The sequence below is a fragment of the Candidatus Methylacidiphilales bacterium genome, from assembly GCA_028713655.1.
In the GTDB taxonomy this organism is placed as follows: Bacteria; Verrucomicrobiota; Verrucomicrobiia; order Methylacidiphilales; family JAAUTS01; genus JAQTNW01.
Map to the genome: position 1 here is coordinate 1 of JAQTNW010000081.1, position 3659 is coordinate 3659.

Here is a 3659-nt window from a genome sequence, read left to right on the forward strand (position 1 = left end):
TTTCTGCATTTTTCTCTTGTTTCAGCCAGCCATTCAGGCATTTTGGAATGCTTTTCAGGAAGGAAATTGATTTATGTTCGCAGTCATACGCACAGGTGGCAAACAGTACAAGGTTCAGGAGGGCGATGTCATTGACGTCGAGCTCTTTGAAACCGAGGCCGGCAAGACCGCCGTTTTCGATGAGGTTTTGATGTTCGCCAACGGCGATACCGTCAAAGTCGGCAAACCCACCTTGAGCGGCGCCACGGTCAGCGGCGAGGTCGTTGGCGAAATCAAGGACAAGAAAGTCATTGCCTTCAAATACAAGCGCCGGAAAGGCTACCACCGCACGGTGGGCCACCGTCAGCGCAAAATCAGAGTCAAGGTCAGTTCGATCAAGGCCTAATTTCAGGAACACCAGTCATGGCACATAAAAAAGGTCAGGGAAGCACGCAGAACGGGCGCGACAGCCAGAGCAAACGGCTGGGCGTGAAAAAATTTGGCGGCGAAATGGTCATCGCAGGCAGCATCATCATGCGCCAGCGCGGAACCAAGTACAACGCGGGCCGCAACGTCGGCCAGGGCCGCGACCACACCCTCTTCGCCCTTGCGGAAGGCGTCGTCGAATTCGACAAGGCCAACCGCCGCATCCACGTCAAATCCAAAGCCTGACTTAAATTTCCCACGGAAGCTGGGAAATTTAGGTTAAATGGAACGAGACAAGCTCGTCCCTCCATTCGCTCCTTTAGCGCGGTCTTGCAGGCAACCCTGCAAGCAGTTTTAGGTTTGCCACAAAAGAGCACAAGGATCTCATAGAATTGGAAATTTTTGAGATCTATGCGTTCTTTTGCGGCTTAAATCCGTGTTTATCCGTGTGCATCCGTGGTTCAATTCGTGCTAGGATAATCCATTGTCGGTCTTCCTATGCCCCTGAACGAGATCAAAATCATCGGTGCGCGCCAGCACAACCTGAAAAACCTGACGCTCTCCATCCCGCGGAACAAGCTGGTCGTCATCACCGGCCCTTCCGGCTCAGGCAAGTCCTCCCTCGCCTTCGACACCCTCTTCGCCGAAGGGCAACGCCGCTACGTCCAAAGCCTGTCTTCCTATGCCAGGCAATTCCTGGATCAAATCGAGAAACCCGACGTCGATTTTATCGAGGGCCTCTCCCCGGCGGTCGCAATCGAGCAGCGCGGCAGCGGCGGCAATCCCCGCTCGACCATCGCCACCACGACTGAAATTTACGATTACCTCAGGGTGCTCTACGCCAGTTGCGGCCAGCCGCGCCACCCGAAAACCGGCAACCCCCTCAAACGCCACAGCGTCCAGGAAATTGCGGACAAAATTCTTGCAGAAACAGCCCATGAACGATTCCTCATCCTCGCCCCCATGGTGCGAAACGAAAAGGGCGATTTCAAAAACACGCTTGAGCGGCTGAAAAAGGACGGTTTTGTGCGGGTCAGGATCGACGCCGAATTCAAGCAGTTGGATGATCCGATCAAATTAAAAAAGAACGCGGCCCACGCAATCGATGTCGTCGTGGACCGGCTGAAGATTTCGCCCTCGATCCGGCAACGCCTGACCGATTCCCTGGAAACCGCCCTCAGGCTGGGCGAAGGAATCATCCATGTCTGCTGGGTCGCGGAAGGCGGCGAAACACTCGCGGAATGGACCCTCAGCAACCAAAACTACGATCCTGAAACCGGGTATCATTTCCCGCTGCTCACAGCCCGGCACTTTTCATTTAACAGTCCGGTAGGAGCCTGTCCGTCCTGCCACGGCCTCGGAACCCGGCTTGTGGCCGACCCGCGCCTCGTCATTCCCGATCCCGCCCTTTCCATCGACGAACATGTGATCGCCCCGTGGAAGAAGGCGCCCAAACGGCTGGCAGGACATTATCGCATGATTCTTCGGGATTTGGCGCATTCGGCCGGAGTGAGGACGGATGTCCCCTGGAAAGACCTGCCCGAATCCTTTCATTCGCTCGTTCTTAATGGCTCCGGCGACAAACCCATTGCTTTCACCGTCGTCCGCGATGGAAACACGCGGGAACAGAAAAAGGCCTTTGAGGGCGTGCTGCACCAGATCGAAAACCTGTACGAAACCAGCGCCAGCCCGCTGTCGCGCTTTCGAATGCAGGCCTACATGAGCCGGCAACCCTGCCCCGCCTGCGGCGGAAACCGGCTGCGGAAGGAAATATTGGCCGTGACGCTCGACGGCAAAAACAAGAGCAAGGGCTTGAATATCCAGGAATTTTGCGGGCTGACCGTCGGCAAAGCCCTTGAATTCCTGGGAACAATTTCCTGGACGGAGTCCCAGCAGAAGATGAACCGCGACCTGCTGCGTGAAATTGAATCGCGCCTGCAATTTCTCAGGGATGTCGGCGTCGGCTATCTGACACTGGATCGCGAAACCGGTACGCTTTCGGGAGGTGAAATCCAGCGCATCCGCCTGGCCACCCAAATCGGCGCCGGATTGACCGGCGTGTTGTACATTCTCGACGAACCCAGCATCGGGCTGCACCAGCGCGACAACGAATGCCTTCTCCAGACCCTTTTCCGGCTGCGCGACCTCGACAACACCGTGGTGGTGGTCGAACACGACGAGGACACCATCCGCCGGGCGGACCATGTGGTGGATCTCGGCCCCGGCGCGGGCCTGCAGGGCGGCTGGATCGTCGCGCAGGGGACTCCCGATGAAGTGGAGAACAATGAAAAATCCCTGACAGGCCGCTATCTCTCGGGAAATGCGAGGATGGAAGTGCCCCAGGCCCGGGTTCCCAACGACCGGGGCGCGCTGCTCATCAAAGGCGCGCGGGAGAACAACCTGAAAAACATCGACGTGGAAATCCCAATCGGCTGCATGACCTGCGTGACCGGCGTCAGCGGGTCTGGCAAAAGCACGCTCATCAATGAAATTCTGAGCAAGGCGCTTTTCCGACACTTCCATCACTCGAAGGAACGGCCCGGAGAGCACGACGCCATCGAGGGAATCGGTCAGATTGACAAGGTGGTCACGGTGGACCAATCCGCCATTGGACGAACGCCGAGGTCGAATCCCCTTACCTATATCTGCGCGTTTGACGCGGTGCGGGATCTGTTCGCGCAACTGCCGGCTTCGCGCATCCGGGGCTACAGCAAAGGCCGTTTCAGTTTCAACACCGCGGGCGGTCGTTGCGAGCATTGTTCGGGCGACGGATACAAAAAAATTGAAATGCACTTTCTGCCGGATGTTTATGTGCCCTGCGAAGCCTGCAAGGGGCGGCGCTTCAACCGCGAAACGCTGGAAATCACCTACAAGGGACATGACATCGCCAACGTTCTCGAAATGACGGTACAGGAAGGGCTCGATTTGTTTAAATCCATTCCGCCGATCATGGACAAACTGGAGGCCCTGGCGCGGGTCGGACTCGGCTATATGCCGATGGGGCAATCCGCCACAGACCTGTCTGGCGGAGAGGCTCAACGGGTGAAGCTGGCAGCCGAGCTGTGCAAGAAATCGACAGGCAAGACCTGCTTCATCATGGATGAACCGACGACCGGGCTGCATTTCTCCGATGTGGAACAGTTGATGTACGTGCTTTTCAATTTGAGAAATTCGGGCAATACTATGGTGATTATCGAACATAACCTGGATGTCATTAAATGCGCGGACTGGATTATCGATCTGGGGCCGGAGGG

The 3659-nt window shown here is 56.6% G+C and carries 3 protein-coding genes; all 3 read left to right on the forward strand.

What is annotated here, in order from left to right:
• The first annotated feature begins 73 nt into the window (after positions 1–73).
• The gene (gene rplU, locus PHD76_15120) at positions 74–385 is read left to right on the forward strand and encodes a 50S ribosomal protein L21 (GenBank protein ID MDD5263173.1); all 312 of its coding nucleotides are present in this window, start codon (positions 74–76) and stop codon (positions 383–385) included.
• Positions 386–402: 17 nt separating this feature from the next.
• The gene (gene rpmA, locus PHD76_15125; GenBank protein ID MDD5263174.1) at positions 403–651 is read left to right on the forward strand and encodes a 50S ribosomal protein L27; all 249 of its coding nucleotides are present in this window, start codon (positions 403–405) and stop codon (positions 649–651) included.
• Positions 652–903: 252 nt separating this feature from the next.
• On the forward strand, positions 904–3659 hold a 2756-nt coding region (gene uvrA, locus PHD76_15130), incomplete at its 3' end, for an excinuclease ABC subunit UvrA (GenBank protein ID MDD5263175.1).